Genomic DNA, 17218 nt, shown 5'->3' on the forward strand with positions numbered 1-17218 from the left:
GTATCGAAGTTAGAAGGGTGAAGCAGAAGCGACAAGCGCTGTAGGAGAGGCGTATCAAGCGCCCCCGAGACAGGTCTCGGGGGCGTCTGAATCAGGCAGGTTGCACCTGGGATGACAGCGGTTGCAGCGGCAGCAACGGCGCATGGGGGTCGGCCTTGACCGACTCGCGCCAGGCACCCAGCCATTCGGCATGCCCCTCGCTCCAGACTTGCTCATGCAGGCGTGCCAGGGCCACCGGGTCGCTGAGCAACGCCACGCGCTCGTTGTTGTTCAGGCCAGCAGGGCCGACTTTCAACGCATGCCGCACACGCTCGATACGCAGCCACTCGATCGGCTCTGCCTGACCATGTCGGGACGTTGCCAGAGCACAGGCCAGGGCATTCTGTTGCGGATCGACCACTGCCCGGATAAACCCGTCATTGAGTGCATGCCAACGGTTTTCGTGGGTATAGCGGTCGGTCGACAGCAGCGCCTGCGGCGGATTGTATTCCTCGGGGATCAGGAACAGGCTTTCGTCGCGGGACTTGAGGCCCAGATTGACCCGGCTGGAGATCACCGACACCGGGATCGATAGCATCAGCGAACCGACAATCGGCACCAGCCACCACAGGAAGCTGGGGTTCAACCACACCACCAGCAGCGCCCAGAAGAAGCCCAGCAAGGTCTGCGGACCGTGGCGCTTGACCGCCTCGCTCCAGGGCGTGGAGTCGTCGTCACGTTGCGGCGAGTTCCAGGTCGCGGCCCAGCCGAGGAACGCGGCGAGCACGAAACGGGTGTGGAAAATCATCCGTACCGGCGCCAGCAGCATGGAGAACAACATCTCCAGGAGCATCGACAAGGTCACCTTGAACTTGCCACCGAACTCTTTCGCGCCCTTGGCCCAGATCAGGATGATGCTCAGCAATTTAGGCAGGAACAGCAGCACGATGGTGGTGGAGAACAGCGCCACCGCCTTGTCCGGATGCCATTGTGGCCACAGCGGATACAACTGGCGCGGCGCCATGAAGTACTGCGGCTCCATCAGGGTGTTGACCGCCAGCAGGGCCGTGGACAGCACCAGGAACAGGAACCACAACGGTGCCGACAGGTACGACATCACGCCGGTGAGGAACACCGCACGGTGTACCGGGTGCATGCCCTTGACCAGGAACAGGCGGAAGTTCATCAGGTTACCGTGGCACCAGCGACGGTCACGCTTGAGCTCGTCCAGCAGGTTGGGCGGCAGTTCTTCGTAGCTGCCCGGCAAGTCGTAGGCAATCCACACGCCCCAGCCGGCACGGCGCATCAGCGCAGCTTCAACGAAGTCGTGGGAAAGAATCGAACCGGCGAACGCACCTTTGCCGGGCAACGGCGCCAGGGCGCAGTGCTCGATAAACGGCTTCATGCGGATGATCGCGTTGTGGCCCCAGTAGTGGGATTCGCCCAACTGCCAGAAGTGCAGGCCGGCGGTGAACAGCGGGCCGTAGACGCGAGTGGCGAACTGCTGCATGCGTGCATACAGGGTGTCCATGCCCGAGGCACGTGGCGCGGTCTGGATGATCCCGGCGTCCGGCGTGGCTTCCATCAGGCGCACCAGGCTGGTCAGGCATTCGCCGCTCATCACGCTGTCGGCGTCGAGGACCACCATGTACTTGTAGTCACCGCCCCAGCGACGGCAGAAGTCGTCGAGGTTGCCGCTCTTGCGTTTGACGCGACGGCGACGGCGGCGATAGAAGATCTTGCCAAAGCCACCGGCTTCGCGGCACACGTCGAGCCAGGCTTGCTGTTCGGCGATGCAGATATCGGCGTCGTTACTGTCACTGAGCACGAAGAAATCGAAGCGGTCCAGATCGCCAGTGGCAGCGACCGACTCAAAGGTCGCACGCAAGCCGGCAAACACCCGGGGCACGTCTTCGTTGCAGATCGGCATCACCAGCGCGGTACGGGCCTCTTTCGGGATCGGCTCGTCGCCGGCGCTTTTGCCGGAGATCCGGTACTTGTCGTGACCGGTAAGCAGTTCAAGGAAGCCCATCAGCGCGGTCCAGAAACCTGCCGAAACCCAGCAGAACAGAATCCCGAACATGATCAGGATGCTGGTTTGCAGGGCGTAGGGCAGGACCTGGGTAGCGGTTTGCAGCAGGGTCTGGTTGCGCACCTCGTCAAAGTCGACGAAGGACCAGCCCTGGTAAGGCATGATGCCTTTCATGTACCAGCCGGCCACAATCGTCTGGCCGAGCATCAGCACCAGCAGGATATAGCGGCGGATCGAACCGACCGTGCGCCAGCGCGCAGCCGGCAGCACGCGCTCGTCTTTCGGCGGCGCAGGAGGGTTGCTGCGGCCGGTCAACCGGCGCCAGCCACGCACCAGAATATTGGTGCGCCAAGGCTCGGGCACCACTTTGGTACGGCGGATCGGCGGCGTGGCCTTGAGGCAAACCCGACCGCTGGCGTCGAGCACCAGCATTTCGGCTTCCTCTAGCTCCTCGGCAGTGTTGAGGGTCAGCCGGCGGCCAACCGACGCCTGCGCGGCGTCCACCGGTGCGTCAAAGGTCGACGACGACAGGCGCTCGTGCAGTTCGGAGAAGGACTTGCAGCCCGCCAGTTCGGCGCGCTGCTCGTCGGTCATCGGAAGATGCGCCAGGTACTCGGCAAGAGTCTCTGGCTGGACTTGAGAATTACTCATCGGCAGGCAACTGATTGCTCCAGGTTTCGGTCAGGACTTGTTCTGTCTTGACTGGCTCCGGGGTGGCTGGGGCAGCTTCTGGCTGCTTGTCCTTGGCGTCTTTCTTGGCCTGTTTCTCGTGTTGCTTGGCCAAGACTTTGTCAGCCTTCAGGACTTGGGTGGAAGCCTGCTCTGGCTCAGGCTTGACGATATCCTGGACCAGGGCCGCACGCATTTCGGTCGGTTTGCCTGCATCCTTGATCTTCAAGCGCAGGGTCAGGCGCCAGCCTTTGGTGTGCGGGTTGTAGCGCACGCTGTTTTCCACGACTTCGCCGTTTTCGCCGACGCTGACCTGGCTGCGCACTGCTGCATCGGGCTTCAGGGCCTTGAGGGACGGGCCTTCGAAGTCCACCAGATAGGCCACGCTGCCGTCTGGCTGACGGATCAGGTTGGACTGTTTCACATCACCGGTAGAACGCAGGGTCTGCTTGACCCAGGCACTGTCCGGCGAGTGGAACGGTGCATCGTTGAGAGTCCAGTGCAGGCGGTAGGCGATATCCAGCGGCTCGCCGGGCTTAGGCAGTTCGGCCGGGCTCCAGAAGGCAACGATGTTGTCGTTGGTTTCATCGGCGGTCGGAATCTCTACCAGATCCACGGAACCCTTGCCCCAGTCGCCTTGCGGCTCGATCCAGGCGCTTGGGCGCTTGTCGTAGTTGTCGTCGAGGTCTTCGTACTGGCTGAAGTTGCGACCACGCTGCAACAGGCCGAAACCACGCGGGTTTTCTACCGAGAAGTTGCTGACCGACAGGTGTTTTGGGTTGTTCAGCGGGCGCCAGATCCACTCGCCGTTACCGGCATGGATCGACAGGCCGCTGGAGTCGTGCAGTTCGCGACGGTAATTGAGCACTTTGGACGGCTGGTTGGCGCCGAACAGGAACATGCTGGTCAGCGGGGCAACGCCCAGCTTGCTGACATTGTCACGCAGGAACATCTGCGACTTGACGTCGACAATGGTGTCGGTGCCCGGACGCAGGATCAGGCGGTAGGCGCCGGTGGCCCGTGGCGAATCCAGCAAGGCGAAGATCACCAGGTGCTTGTCGCCCGGCTTTGGACGCTCGATCCAGAACTCGGTGAAACGCGGGAACTCTTCGCCGGACGGCAGCGCGGTATCAATCGCCATGCCACGGGCCGACAGGCCATAGACCTGGTCCTTGCCCACGACGCGGAAATAGCTGGCGCCGAGCATGGTCATGATTTCGTCTTGCTTGTCGTCCTTGTTGATCGGGTACAGCACGCGAAAGCCGGCATAACCCAGCTGATCGGTGGCTTTAGGATCAAACTTGACGTCGCCGAAATCGAAACGAGTCGGGTCGTACTTGATTTCCTGGACGTCGGTCGCGGTGACTTCGTTGATTTTCACCGGCGTGTCGAAGTGCATGCCCTGGTGATAGAAGGACAGCTTGAACGGGGTTTTCTGCTCGGCCCACTCGGCTTTTTCATTGCGGAAACGAATTTTCTGGTAATCAGCGAACTTCATTTCGCGGAATTCGTTCGGCAGATTGCTGCGTGGGGCTTCGTATTTCTGCCCGGCCAACTCTTTTGCCTTGGCCGACACATCGTCCAGACTGAATGCCCACAGTTGACCCGCGCCGAACAGGCAAAACAGGGCGGAGCCCGTCACCAGTGCGTTTCGTAACCGTTTGGCAGACAATTTTGGTGCATTACAGGGACTAACAATCACGAGCAACCCTCGCCGAAAACAGATCAAAAAACCAACGGCCAGCTATCTATATGCCAGGTTGGCGAGCATTGTTCCGACTCCGATGGGGCTAAATGATTCCCCAAGGGCGACCGGACAAGTCTCTACCTAAATCAAAACTGGACCAATTTACGCTGGTCCCCGTAGCGCGCGATTATCTAGTAGCCCGTGAGATAACGCAGCAGGGGCAACCAAGTATTTGTAGCGAAAACTTGCGTTTTGCGCATTAAAAGTCGTTTTTCATACAATCAGGTCTGTAACAGGAAGGTGACCGGCCCGTCATTGACCAAATGCACCTGCATATCCGCGCCAAAACGCCCCGACGCCACCGTGCCATGCAATTGTTGCGCTTTTGACAACAAGTGCTCGAAAAGCGCCTCGCCCAACGCCGGTGGCGCCGCTTTGGAGAAGCTCGGACGCAGGCCGCTCTTGGTGTCGGCCGCCAGGGTGAACTGGGACACCAGCAGCAAACCACCGCCAATGTCCTTCAACGACAGGTTCATCTTGCCCTCGTCGTCACTGAACACCCGGTAGTTAAGCAGCTTATGCAACAACTTGTCGGCACTGGCGGCGGTATCTGAAGGTTCAACGGCCACCAGTACCAGCAAACCCTGGTCTATCGCACCCACCACCTGCCCCGCCACCTCGACCCGGGCGCCACGCACCCGCTGCAAAAGGCCCTTCATGCTTCTTCAGGGGGCAGATCAAGCAGGCGTCGTGCCATCTGGCCCGCCGCACGCACCAGCGCATCGGTGATACCCGGCTCGGACGCCGCGTGGCCCGCCTCGCGGATCACCTGCAACTCACTGTTCGGCCAGGCCTGGTGCAGCTCCCAGGCATTATCCAGCGGGCAGATCATATCGTAGCGGCCATGCACGATGATCCCCGGCAGATGGGCGATCTTGTGCATATCGCGAATCAGTTGGTTGGGCTCCAGGAACGAGTTATTGGTGAAGTAGTGGCACTCGATGCGCGCAATCGACAACGCGCGCTGGGGCTCGGAGAAGCGCTCGATCAGCTGCGGGCTGGGGCACAGGCCGAGCATGCGGCCTTCCCAGGTGGACCAGGCCTTGGCGGCATGCATCTGGGCGATCTGGTCATTGCCGGTCAGGCGCTTGTGGTAGGCGCTGATCATGTCGTGGCGCTCTTCCACCGGGATTGGCGCGATGTAGTCCTGCCAGTAGTCCGGGAACAGGCGGCTCGCGCCGGCCTGGTAGAACCACTGGATATCCTGGGGGCGGGCCAGGAAGATGCCGCGCACAATCAGGCCAAGCACGCGATCAGGGTGGGTTTGTGCATAGGCCAGGGCCAGGGTCGAGCCCCAGGAACCACCGAACAGCACCCATTTTTCAATCCCCAGGTGCTCGCGAATGCGCTCAAGGTCGGCAACCAGGTCCCAGGTGGTGTTGTTTTCCAGGCTGGCCCGCGGAGTGGAGCGCCCGCAGCCGCGCTGGTCAAAGGTGACGATGCGGTACAGGTTCGGATCGAAATAGCAGCGGCTATTGGCATCGCAGCCGGCGCCTGGACCGCCATGGATGAAGACCACGGGCAAACCTTGCGGGGAACCACTTTCGTCGACATACAGCGTGTGGGTTTCATCGACGGCCAGATCGTGCCGGACGTAGGGTTTGATCTGCGGGTACAAAGTCTGCATTGCGCGCTCCGTAAGGGGTCGGGTCCATCCCTGGGGGGACGTCTATTATTTTGCCGTCTGGCATCATAAACCCGAATTGTGCAATGAGCATGTCCTTGAGGACTTAGACCTGTGTCAGTGATCAGCCAGGAAGGTTCGCGCACCACGTGTGGGAGCGGGCTTGCTCGCGATAGCGGCGGATCAGTCGACATATTTGTGAACTGACAGACCGCCTTCGCGGCGATGCGGCGACCTGACAAGCCCGCTCCCACATTTCGCCCCCATTGTTTGATCTGGCGCTTACGACGTGAGGACGCCGCTGCATCCTGGAACGGTTGTGGATCCTTTGCGTCGTGTTATCAATACATCCTATTGAACAGCCGCTTTATGCCTCGCCACTGAGTACGCTTGAGGTTTTCATCCAGAAGCCGACAAACCCACAGCAAGAACTGGTGGTTGTTACAACCGAAGTAATGCTCTGAAAAACATAACTCATAATCAAACGGTGCTGCATTGCGCAGTCCACCAGGTGTCAGGTTATTACGCAGGTAGCCGTGAATTTCCCGCTTGAGTAGCAGGACACTGAGGCGGGAATGGGCGTCAACATAGCCTTGCACAATAGCCGGCAAGGAAAGAGGCACAATCGCAGGTTCTCCTTCCCTGCGCCACGCACCGACTTTCTCACCCACTTCGCTATACATGAAACCCGTTAAACGCTGATAAGCCATAACCGCCTCAGATAATCGGAAAGGCCGTCAGCACATACATGGGCATGTTGTTGAACTCCTCGAATTTGATAACCACCCGTACCCTGGTCATTTGGATAGTCGCCTGAGGAAAGCGCGGGCGTATCCCCCACCCCACGACCTGCCCAAGGTTTGCTTCAATGGTATAGACGCTGGAGCGCGCTTTGAACTTGGACATGAGTACAATTTTGAGCTTGTTCATCTGCAACGCCTGGCTTACAGCCCATTCCGCAACCTCAGCGTTATTGAACGTTGAAATACTCTCGGCATTGGGCATTTTTTGCGCGCGTTTTTGCAAAAACTCCAGCGACTTGCCGACATGCAAGCCATAAGCATGGCCACCACCGAGTTTTTTTGGTGCATGCAGAGGTCGCTCGCTCACATTAAGCCTCATCCTGCCAGCCTGAACGGATGAGACTCGAAAAGCCGCGTAGAGGCTGGCGGTGGATAACGGCACGGCAAACTCACCAGCTAAACCAATCACCTGCCCTGTTGCAGGTGAGGCTCCCAAGCCAGCGGCTATCGCCTGACCGGATCTATAGGCGTACGACGCAGTTGTCTCGCCGCTGAGCAGTTGTGCGGTACCGGCAGCCAACTGATCAGAGGCGTGTACCCCCATGGCAACACAGCCCATCTTGCTGATCATCGTCGGCTCAGGTAATGCGCACAAAACACCTGCGCCCGCCAATTCGATGATCCCACCAACGACACGCAAACCACCAAAAATTCGATTTGAGGCGATTTCAGCAGCGCTCAGGGATTGGTGTTCCAAAATCGCTGCCATCTGCGCATAACTTAAAACAACTCGAAATTCCTCTTCCTGAGACACCACCGTTGGCCCTTCCTGATCGCAGAGGCCCGCAGACTAACCAAACAACATAGATGTACTAAGGGTGGTAACCACATTAAGGAAATAACCTACTCAAGTTACGGAATAGGCCTTGAAGACAACTGCTTCTGGCCCCACGCCAAGAACCCTTCCAGCAACTGCCTCAACACCACCCGCGTCGGCTCGGCCAGATCCTGTCGATACCTGAACGGCTCAAACTCCTCCATGTACGTGCACTGCCCCAACTCCAACTGCACCGCATGAATATCCTGCGCCGGGTTGCCGTAGTGCCGGGTGATATGCCCGCCCTTGAAGCGCCCGTTCAGCACATGGCTGTAGTGCGGATGCGCCGCGCAGATGGCTTCCAACTGGCTGGCCAACTGGGGGTCGCAGGCGGCGCCATTGAAGGTGCCGAGGTTGAAGTCCGGTAGCTTGCCGTCGAACAGGTGTGGGATCACCGAGCGGATCGAGTGGGCGTCGAACAGCAGCGCGTAGCCGAATTCGGCCTTGAGCCGCGCCAGTTCCTGTTGCAGGGTCTGGTGATAAGGCGTCCAGATCTGCTCCAGATAGGTCGCCCGCTCCGCCTTCGACGGCTCCTTGCCTTCAATAAACAACGGCACGCCATCAAACAGCGTCGCGGGAAACAGGCCGGTGGTCGCCCCGGCATACAGCGGCTTGTCGTCCGACGGCCGGTTCAAGTCGATGACAAACCGCGAATACTCGGCCGCCAGGGTGCTGGCCCCCAGCTCTGCAGCAAAATCGTACAGCGTAGGGATATGCCAGTCGGTATCCGGCAGGCTTTGCGCCTCGGGGATCAGGCCCGCTGCAACCGCAGGCGTCAGGCGCAGGCCGGCGTGGGGCATGCTGATCAGCAGCGGTGTGCGGCCTTGTTTGAAGTTCAGAACCTTATCCACAGCAGTACTCCTTACTCACAAAGGCAACCTTACACATCGACGTCGACGCCATGGCGCACGACGCGTTTATCCAACTCGCCACCCAGCCAGTAGGCCAGGTCGGCGGGGCGGTCGATCTGCCAGGCGACAAAATCCGCGACCTTGCCCACTTCCAGCGAGCCATGGGTGTCGCCCATGCCCAACGCCGTGGCGGCATGCTGGGTAACACCGGCCAGGGCTTCTTCCGGGGTCATGCGGAACAAGGTGCAGGCCATGTTCAGCATCAGCCGCACGGACAAGGCCGGCGAGGTGCCGGGGTTGAGGTCGCTGGCAATGGCGATCTTCACCCCGTGCTTGCGCAAGGCGTCCATCGGCGGCAACTGGGTTTCGCGCAAAAAGTAAAACGCGCCCGGTAGCAACACGGCGACGGTGCCGGCGGCGGCCATGGCGATGGCGTCTTCTTCGGTCATGAACTCCAGGTGATCCGCCGACAGCGCCTGATACCGCGCCGCCAGGCTGGAGCCGTGCAGCGACGACAGTTGCTCGGCGTGCAACTTTACCGGCAACCCCAAGCGCTGCGCGACCTTGAACACGCGCTCTACCTGCTCGGTGGAAAACGCCAGGTATTCGCAGAACGCATCCACTGCGTCCACCAACCCTTCTGCTGCCAGGGTCGGCAGCATCTCGTTGCAGATGTGCTCGATGTAGTCGTCGGCGCGATCCTTGTACTCCGGCGGCAACGCATGGGCCGCCAGGCACGTGGCGCGCACGCTGACGGGCAACTCCTGGCCCAGGCGCCGGGCCACCCGCAGCATCTTGCGCTCGTTGGCCAGATCCAGGCCGTAGCCGGACTTGATCTCCACCGTGGTCACGCCATCGCGCAGCAAACTGCGCAGGCGCTTGCGGCTGCTGTCGAACAGCTCGTCCTCGGTCGCCGCACGCGTGGCGCGTACGGTGCTGGCAATGCCGCCGCCGGTCGCCGCGATCTCGGCGTAGCTCACGCCTTGCAGGCGCTGCTCGAATTCGCCGCTGCGGTTGCCGCCAAATACCGTGTGGGTATGGCAGTCGATCAGCCCCGGCGTGACCCACGCCCCTTGCAAGTCATGGGTCTGCGCGTAGTCGCCAGGCGGCAGCTCGGCACGGGGGCCGACCCACTCGATCAGCGAACCGGCCGTGACCATGGCGCCATCCTCGATGATCGAGTACTCGCCCCGGGCCATGGTTGCGATGTGGCAGTGTTGCCAAAGCGTTTTCATCAACGCCTCCCTAAGTTATCGGTGAGACAAAGCCGGGTCGTAATTGACCTTGGCCGCTTGCCCTGCTGCGGGCTTGACCCACAGCAGGTAGGCGAGGACCAGCAACACGATCCATACGGCGCCCACCAGCAGCGCGGCCTGGGTGTCCGGGAAGTAGCCCAGCACACCAAAAATAAACAGCATGAACACAATGGCCGCCGCCGGCGCATAGGGCCAGAACGGTACCGGGAATTTCAGTTCGGCGATCTGCGCCTTGGTCATCGAGCGGCGCATCGCCACCTGCGTGACCAGGATCATCAGCCACACCCACACGGTAGCGAAAGTGGCAATCGAGGCAATCACCAGGAATACGTTTTCCGGGATCAGGTAGTTCAACACCACGCCGCCCAGCAGCGCTGCGCCCATCACCACCACGGTCATCCACGGCACACCGTGGCGCGACAGTTGCGCAAAGCCCTTGGGCGCCTGCCCTTGCTGGGCCAGGCCGTACATCATGCGGCCGGCGCCGAAGATGTCACTGTTGATGGCCGAGACGGCCGCCGAGATCACCACAATATTGAGGATGGTCGCCGCCGAGCCAATCCCCAGGTTGCTGAAGATCTGCACGAATGGGCTGCCCTGGCTGCCGATCTGCGGCCACGGGTAGATGGCCATCAGCACAAACAGGGTCAGCACGTAGAACAGCAGGATGCGCAGCGGTACCGCGTTGATCGCCTTGGGGATCACCCGTTGCGGGTCCTTGGCTTCACCGGCAGTGATGCCGATGATCTCGATGCCGCCAAAGGCAAACATCACCACCGCAAACGAGGCGATCAGGCCGCCCAGGCCATTGGGCATGAAGCCACCATGGGCCCACAGGTTGCTCAACCCGCTGGCCGGTGCGTCAGCCGCCGAATGCACGCCGAACAGCATGATGCCGAACCCGCCAAGGATCATCGCGACAATCGCGCCGACCTTGAGCAACGACAGCCAGAACTCCATTTCGCCGAACACCTTGACGTTGCACAGGTTCAGCCCGCCGATCAGTAGGACGATGCCGAGCACCCAGACCCAGCGTGCGACCTCGGGAAACCAGAAGCCCATGTAGATGCCGAAGGCGGTGACGTCCGCCAGGCAGACGATGATCATTTCAAAAGCGTAGGTCCAACCGAGGATAAAACCGGCCATCGGGCCCAGGTAAGTGCTGGCGTACTGGCCGAACGAGCCGGACACCGGATTGTGCACGGCCATTTCGCCGAGGGCGCGCATCACCATAAATACGGCGGCGCCGCCGATCAGATAGGCCAGCAACACCGCCGGGCCGGCCATTTGGATCGCCGAGGCAGAACCGTAGAACAGCCCGGTGCCGATCGCCGACCCCAGTGCCATGAAGCGAATATGACGGGCGGTCAGTCCGCGTTTGAGACCTTGTGCTTGCTGGTGCATTTCTCGTCCCTAATTATTGTTATCCAGAGAGAATCCGAACCTATGGGCGACCCCATGCGGGAGCCAGCTCCCACACAGGATCGGTGTGCGGCTTACAGGCTTGGCAGCAGCTTGGCCGGCACCAACTCGTTCAGGCAGCGGCTGGCCAACAGTTCGCTGGCGGCATTGATATCCGGGGCGAAGAAGCGGTCCTTGTCATAGAAGCCCACTTTTGCGCGCAGGATCCCACGGGCCTTTTCCAGCTTGGGCGAGGTTTTCAGGCCATCGCGCAGGTCCAGGCCCTGGCAGGCGGCCAGCCATTCCACTGCGAGCACCCCCCGGGTATTTTCAGCCATTTCCCACAGGCGCTTGCCGGCAGCCGGCGCCATCGACACGTGGTCTTCCTGGTTGGCCGACGTCGGCAGGCTGTCGACGCTATGGGGATGGGACAACGCCTTGTTCTCGCTGGCCAACGCCGCTGCCGTCACCTGGGCAATCATGAAACCGGAGTTGACCCCGCCATTGCCCACCAGGAACGGCGGCAATTGCGACATGTGCTTGTCCATCATCAACGAGATACGGCGCTCGCTCAGGGAGCCGATTTCAGCAATGGCCAGGGCCATGTTGTCGGCGGCCATCGCCACCGGTTCGGCGTGGAAGTTACCGCCGGAGATCACATCGCCTTCGGTGGCAAATACCAGCGGGTTATCCGATACCGCGTTGGCTTCGACCACCAACACCTCGGCCGCTTGGCGGAACTGGGTCAGGCAGGCGCCCATGACTTGCGGCTGGCAGCGCAGGGAGTACGGGTCTTGCACTTTGTCGCAGTTCTGGTGGGACTGGGACACCTGGCTGCTTTCACCGAGCAGGTCGCGATAGGCGGCGGCCGAGTCGATCTGCCCACGCTGGCCACGGGCCGCATGGATGCGCGCGTCGAACGGCGAGCGCGAGCCCAGCACCGCTTCCACGGTCAGGCCGCCACAGGCGATGGCGGCGGCGAACAGGTCTTCGCCTTCGAACAAGCCACGCAGGGCGTAGGCCGTGGAGACCTGGGTGCCATTGAGCAGCGCCAGGCCTTCCTTGGCAGCCAGGGTCAGCGGCGTGAGGCCGGCGACTTTCAGCGCTTCGGTCGCCTCCAGCCACTCACCTTTGTAACGCGCCTTGCCTTCGCCCAACAGCACCAGGGACATATGGGCCAGCGGCGCCAAGTCACCGGACGCGCCCACCGAGCCCTTGAGCGGGATATGCGGGTAGACCTCGGCGTTGATCAAGGCGATCAGCGCGTCGATCACCTGGCGGCGAATCCCGGAGAAACCGCGGCTCAGGCTGTTGACCTTGAGCACCATCACCAAACGCACCAGCGCATCGCTGATCGGCTCGCCGACCCCGGCCGCGTGGGACAACACCAGGGAACGCTGGAGGTTTTCCAGGTCTTCGCTGGCGATACGGGTCGAGGCCAGCAGGCCGAAACCGGTGTTGATGCCATAGGCGGTGCGGTTCTCGGCGAGAATCTGCTCGACACAGGCCACACTGGCTTCGATCTGCGCCGAGGCGCTGTCATCCAGGCTGAGGGTTACCGGCTGCTGGTAGATGGCCCGCAGTTGGGCAAGGGTCAGTTGGCCTGGAATCAGATTTAGCGCAGTCACATTCATGCTCCTTTTGAAATAGGGTTCAGTGCAAATTCGGTAAAGCGTGGTTCAACAAATCGGTGTCCTTGAGCAGCGCCGCCGTGGTCGCGATGTCCGGCGCCAACCAACGGTCCTGTTCATAGGCCGGGACGTGCTCGCGCAGCAGGCGCCAGGCGGTGTGGGTGCCGGCGCCGAAGCCTTGCGCCTTGAGGAACTCAAAGGCCTGGGCCGCCAACAGGTATTCGATGGCGAGGATCTGGGTGAGGTTTGCCAACACTGAGTGCAGCTTGAGCGCGGCGTTGGTGCCCATGCTCAGGTGGTCTTCCTGCAGGCCCGAGGTGACGAAGTTGTCGAGCACGGCCGGCTGCGCCAGTTGGCGATTCTGCCCACAGAGGGAAGCGGCGACGTACTGCACGATCATCATCCCCGAGTTGACCCCCGGGTTGCTCACCAGGAATGCCGGCAAGCCGCTAACGTGGGGGTTGATCAGGCGGTCCAGGCGGCGCTCGGCGATGGAGCCGATTTCCGCCATGGCGATGGCCAGCATATCCGCCGCCAGCGCCACGGACTGGCCGTGGGGGTTGGCCTGGGACACCACGCGGTAGTTGTCCGGCGTGCCCAGCAGCAGTGGGTTGTCGGTGGCACCGTTGAGTTCGGTTTCGATCTGCCGGGTGGCGTGCTCCAGTTGATCGCGGGCGGCGCCGTGGACCTGGGGGATCGAACGGATGCTCAGCGCGTCCTGGGTACGAATGCCACGGCTGGCGGCAATCACCTCGCTGCCCTCGAGCAAGGCCCGCAGGTTACTGCCGACCTGCTGCATACCGGGGTGTGGCTTGAGGGCGATGATCTGCTCATCGAAGGCATCGATCTGCCCGCGTTGTGCTTCAAAACTCATGGCGCCGATCACATCGGCCCATTGCAGCAAGTGGTGGGCATCGGCCAGGGCCAGGCAGCTCAGGCCACTCATGCATGGTGTGCCATTGACCAGGCACAGGCCGTCCTTGGCGCCGAGCACCACCGGCTGCAAGCCTTCGGCGGCCAGCGCCGCCTCGGCCGTCACAATCTGGCCGCGATAGCTGACATTTCCCACTCCCAGCAGGGCAATGCCGATATGGGCCATGTGGGTCAGGTAGCCCACCGAGCCCTGGGACGGCACGTGCGGGGTGATGCCATGGTTGAGCAGCGCCAGCAGCGAATGCACCACCTGCGGATGCAGGCCGGACTTGCCCTGGCTGAAGTTGATGATGGCCGCGCAGATGATCGCGCGGGTCTGTTCATCACTCAGCGGCGCTCCCACACCACAGGCGTGGCTGAGCAAGGTGTTGCGCGACAGTTGACTCAGTTGCTCGCCCTTGAGCGACACATTGCACAAGGCGCCCAGGCCGGTGTTGACGCCATAGGCCCGCTCGCCGCTGGTGACGATGCGTTGCACGATGGCCTGGGCATTGTCGATCCGCGCCCAGGCCGGGCCCGACAGCTCCAGCTCGGCGCCGAAGCGCGCGACGGCAACCACGTCCTGCCAGTGCAGGGGGGTGTCGGCGATGACGATTTTTTTAGCCTGGGACATCTTCATACCTTCTTCAATTCTTTTGCAGCCTTGCCGGCCTCTTCGCGAGCAAGCCCGCTCCCACACTTGGAATGCGTTCCCCTGTGGGAGCGGGCTTGCTCGCGAAGAGGCCAGCCGACTCACCACAAACCCCGGCTCAGACCACCGCCGCCCGCCGCTGAACAAACCGGTCCACATACTCATCCGCCGGCGAATGCAAGATCTCCCGCGGCGTGCCGACCTGGATCAGCTTGCCGTCCTTGAGGATCGCGATGCGGTTACCGATGCGCACGGCCTCATCCAGGTCGTGGGTGATAAACACGATGGTCTTGTGCAGGGTCTTTTGCAGCTCCAGCAACTGGTCCTGCATCTCGGCGCGGATCAGTGGGTCAAGGGCGCTGAACGCCTCGTCCATCAGGATGATGTCGGTGTCGGCCGCCAGGGCCCGGGCCAGGCCCACGCGCTGGCGCATGCCGCCCGACAACTGGTGCGGGTATTTGCTTTCGTAGCCCTTCAGGCCCACGGTTTCGATCCAGTGCAATGCACGCTCGGTGCACACTTGCTTGGTTTCACCGCGCACTTTCAGGCCATAGGCGACGTTGTCCAGCACGCTCTTGTGGGGCAGCAGGCCGAAGCTCTGGAACACCATGCTGATCTTGTGCCGGCGGAACTGGCGCAGGGCTTCCATATCCAGTTGCAGGATGTCTTCGCCGTCCACCAGGATCGCGCCGCTGGTGGGGTCGATCAGGCGGTTGAAGTGGCGCACCAGGGTGGACTTGCCGGAACCCGACAGGCCCATGATCACAAAGATCTCGCCGGTACCGATGCTCAGGGACAGGTCATTCACGCCCACCACACAACCGGTCTGTGCCAGCACCTGGTCCTTGGTCTGGCCTTGGCCAATAAGCGCCAGGGCTTCCTGCTCACGCGCACCGAAAATCTTGAATACGTTTTTCACTTCGATCTTGCTGACAGTAGTCATTTGCTCGCCTCATGCCGTGGACGACCATAGGCCTGGGTAATGCGGTCGATGACCACTGCGAGAATCACAATCGCCAGGCCAGCCTCCAGGCCGCGCCCGACGTTAAGGGTCTGGATGCCCACCAATACGTCTTCACCCAAGCCACGGGCGCCGATCATCGAGGCGATCACCACCATCGACAGGGCCATCATGGTGGTCTGGTTGATCCCGGCCATGATGCTCGGCAGGGCCAGCGGCAGTTGCACGCCAAACAGTTGCTGCCAGCGGTTGGCGCCGAAGGCATTGATGGCTTCCATCACTTCCCGGTCCACCTGGCGAATGCCCAGGTCGGTCAGGCGAATCAGCGGCGGCGCGGCGTAGATCACCGTGGCGAAAATCGCCGGCACCTTGCCCAGGCCAAACAGCATCAGTACCGGGATCAGGTACACGAAGCTGGGCATGGTCTGCATGATGTCCAGCAGCGGCATCAACACCGAGCGCAGGCGATTGCTGCGTGCCGAGAGAATGCCCAGGGGAATGCCGATCAGCACCGAGATCACCGTGGCCACCATCATCAGCGCCAGGGTCTGCATCAGCTTGTCCCACAGGCCGACCGCACCCACCAGGAACAACAGGCCGACGATCACAGCCGTGGTCAGCAGCTTGCGGGTGGCGTGCCATGCAATGCCGCCGACTATCGCCAGCATCAGCCACCAGGGTGCCGCGCGTAGCAGGCCCTCCAGGTTGACGATGGCCCACAGCAAGGTGTCGGAGATCTGCCGGAACACATCGCCGTAATTGGTCACCAGTGCATCGACCCAACCGTTGACCCAGTCGGCGATGGAAAACGTAAAACTCTCAGGAAACATAACGTGCTCTCGATCCAGTGGAGTGTGGCCGGGTGCCCGGCTGCCTGTTCAGGGTAGCCGGGGGCACTGGGCCTACAAGGCCGCGTCGATTTTCTTGGCTGCGTCTTCACTGACCCAGGCGTGCCATACCTGCGGGTGCTCCTTGAGGAAGATCTTCGCCAGCTTCGCCGAGTCAATGCGCTCCTTGCTCATGCGCGCCAGGTTCTGGTTGAGCAGGTCTATGGGCAGGTTGACCTTCTCCAGCACCGCCACCAGTTCCGGGGCCTGCTCGTAGAAAGTCTTGGACAGGCCGACCTTGATGGTCACGCGTTTATCCACACCGGGTTTTTCGTCGAGTTTGACCAGGTCCACCTGGCCCATCAGCGGCGTCGGCGACCAGTAGTAGAACAGGATCGGCTCGCCACGCTTGTAGCTCGACAGCACCGCCGCATCGAGCGCCGGGCCAGTGCCAGGGCGGAAGTTGGTGTAGGAACTTTCCAGGCCATAGCTCTTGAGCATTTCGCTGTTGTCCAGCTCGCAGGTCCAGCCGGCCGGGCAGTTGTAGAAGCGGCCTTTGGCGGGCTCTTCCTGGTCCTTGAACACCGCAGAATACTTGGCCAGGTCGGCGATGTTTTTCAGGTCCGGGGCCTTGGCTTCGAGTTTGCGCTTGGCGTCGCCTTCGATCACATAGCGCGGCACGTACCAGCCTTCAACCGCACCGACCACAGGGGCGCCGACACCCACGACCTTGCCGGCCTTCTCGGCCTTGTTCCACACTTCGCTACGGCCAACCCACTCTTCGGCGAAGATCTGGATATCGTTGCTGCCCAGGGCGTTTTCCATGGTGATGGAATTGCCCGGCAGGCTATCGGTTTTGCAGTCGTAGCCTTTTTCCAGGACCACTTGCAGGACGTCGGTCAGCAACATGCCGCTTTCCCAGTTCAGGCCGGCGAACTTCACCGGTTTGCCCGACTCGCACCAACCGGCCGCCTGGGTGGCGCCAGCACTGGCCAACAGGCCGGCGGCGAGCAATGGGGTCAGCAGGATCTTATGCATTCTCATTATGTGACGCTC

At 61.5% G+C, this 17218-nt stretch carries 14 protein-coding genes; all 14 read right to left on the reverse strand.

What is annotated here, in order from left to right; genetic code table 11:
* Window positions 1-91: 91 nt before the first annotated feature.
* The 14 genes from mdoH to JFT44_RS06965 all read right to left on the reverse strand — a co-directional run bounded on the left by mdoH (window position 92) and on the right by JFT44_RS06965 (window position 17206).
* On the reverse strand, window positions 92-2662 hold the full coding sequence (gene mdoH / locus JFT44_RS06900) for a glucans biosynthesis glucosyltransferase MdoH (RefSeq protein WP_198830456.1): 2571 nt from the start codon (window positions 2660-2662) through the stop codon (window positions 92-94).
* Window positions 2655-4382 carry a glucan biosynthesis protein G gene (locus JFT44_RS06905; RefSeq protein ID WP_057958074.1) on the reverse strand — a complete coding sequence of 576 codons (1728 nt, stop codon included), beginning with the start codon at window positions 4380-4382 and terminating at the stop codon, window positions 2655-2657. The genes mdoH and JFT44_RS06905 overlap by 8 nt, the downstream gene beginning before the upstream one ends.
* A gap of 266 nt (window positions 4383-4648) precedes the next feature.
* Window positions 4649-5086: a D-aminoacyl-tRNA deacylase gene (dtd, locus tag JFT44_RS06910; protein ID WP_198830457.1), complete on the reverse strand. Its 438-nt coding sequence runs from the start codon at window positions 5084-5086 to the stop codon at window positions 4649-4651.
* Window positions 5083-6054: a prolyl aminopeptidase gene (gene pip, locus JFT44_RS06915; RefSeq protein WP_186625125.1), complete on the reverse strand. Its 972-nt coding sequence runs from the start codon at window positions 6052-6054 to the stop codon at window positions 5083-5085. Before pip ends, dtd begins: the two co-directional genes overlap by 4 nt.
* A 338-nt stretch (window positions 6055-6392) precedes the next feature.
* Entirely contained in the window at window positions 6393-6761 is a 369-nt protein-coding gene (locus tag JFT44_RS06920; RefSeq protein ID WP_198799417.1) for a hypothetical protein, read from the reverse strand.
* 7 nt (window positions 6762-6768) lie between these two features.
* On the reverse strand, window positions 6769-7608 hold the full coding sequence (locus JFT44_RS06925) for an RNase A-like domain-containing protein (protein WP_198830458.1): 840 nt from the start codon (window positions 7606-7608) through the stop codon (window positions 6769-6771).
* 98 nt (window positions 7609-7706) lie between these two features.
* Window positions 7707-8522, reverse strand: coding sequence for an N-formylglutamate deformylase (gene hutG, locus JFT44_RS06930; protein WP_169989256.1), 816 nt, complete (start codon window positions 8520-8522; stop codon window positions 7707-7709).
* A gap of 29 nt (window positions 8523-8551) precedes the next feature.
* On the reverse strand, window positions 8552-9757 hold the full coding sequence (gene hutI, locus JFT44_RS06935) for an imidazolonepropionase (protein WP_198830459.1): 1206 nt from the start codon (window positions 9755-9757) through the stop codon (window positions 8552-8554).
* A 15-nt stretch (window positions 9758-9772) separates the two neighbouring features.
* Complete coding sequence (locus JFT44_RS06940) at window positions 9773-11182, reverse strand: amino acid permease (RefSeq protein WP_057437175.1); 1410 nt, start codon at window positions 11180-11182, stop codon at window positions 9773-9775.
* Between the two features lie 92 nt (window positions 11183-11274).
* Window positions 11275-12813, reverse strand: a complete 1539-nt coding sequence (gene hutH / locus JFT44_RS06945) for a histidine ammonia-lyase (protein WP_198830460.1) — start codon at window positions 12811-12813, stop codon at window positions 11275-11277.
* 19 nt (window positions 12814-12832) lie between these two features.
* Window positions 12833-14356 carry a histidine ammonia-lyase gene (hutH, locus tag JFT44_RS06950; RefSeq protein WP_120734390.1) on the reverse strand — a complete coding sequence of 508 codons (1524 nt, stop codon included), beginning with the start codon at window positions 14354-14356 and terminating at the stop codon, window positions 12833-12835.
* 136 nt (window positions 14357-14492) lie between these two features.
* Window positions 14493-15317, reverse strand: a complete 825-nt coding sequence (locus JFT44_RS06955; RefSeq protein WP_115127186.1) for a glycine betaine/L-proline ABC transporter ATP-binding protein — start codon at window positions 15315-15317, stop codon at window positions 14493-14495.
* Window positions 15314-16165 carry a proline/glycine betaine ABC transporter permease gene (locus JFT44_RS06960; protein WP_198830461.1) on the reverse strand — a complete coding sequence of 284 codons (852 nt, stop codon included), beginning with the start codon at window positions 16163-16165 and terminating at the stop codon, window positions 15314-15316. The genes JFT44_RS06955 and JFT44_RS06960 overlap by 4 nt, the downstream gene beginning before the upstream one ends.
* Window positions 16166-16237: 72 nt before the next feature.
* The gene (locus JFT44_RS06965; RefSeq protein WP_198791939.1) at window positions 16238-17206 is read right to left on the reverse strand and encodes an ABC transporter substrate-binding protein; all 969 of its coding nucleotides are present in this window, start codon (window positions 17204-17206) and stop codon (window positions 16238-16240) included.
* Between the last annotated feature and the right edge of the window lie 12 nt (window positions 17207-17218).

Source organism: Pseudomonas sp. MF5691 (genome assembly GCF_016405645.1).
GTDB lineage: Bacteria > Pseudomonadota > Gammaproteobacteria > Pseudomonadales > Pseudomonadaceae > Aquipseudomonas > Aquipseudomonas shahriarae.